Origin of the sequence: Mycobacterium angelicum (genome assembly GCF_002086155.1) — a bacterium.
GTDB classification, from domain to species: Bacteria; Actinomycetota; Actinomycetes; order Mycobacteriales; family Mycobacteriaceae; genus Mycobacterium; species Mycobacterium angelicum.
Window position 1 is genome coordinate 1 of the sequence record NZ_MVHE01000403.1, and the last position, 267, is coordinate 267.

At 84.3% G+C, this 267-nt stretch carries 1 protein-coding gene; it reads left to right on the top strand.

Annotated features, from left to right (window positions below; all coding sequences use genetic code 11):
- Nucleotides 1-267 (top strand): hypothetical protein (locus tag BST12_RS35220; RefSeq protein WP_211281446.1); only part of this gene is annotated, 267 nt, incomplete at both ends.

Sequence of the window (267 nt, forward strand, 5' to 3'; positions counted from 1 at the left end):
GTGGGGCACCGGCGGTACCGGCGGTAACGGCGGCAACGCCGGATGGCTGGTGGGCACCGGGGGCGTGGGCGGCGCCGGCGGCGTGGGCACCGCCGGCAGCGCGGGCGGCGGCGCCGCGGGTCCCGGCGGCAATGGCGGTATCGGCGGCGCCGGTGGGCTGTTCATGAACGGCGGCGACGGCGGTGCCGGGGGCGCCGGCGGGGCCGGCGGCACGGGCACCGCCGGGTTGGCGGGTGGCCTCGGCGGCGGCGGCGGGGCCGGCGGTGC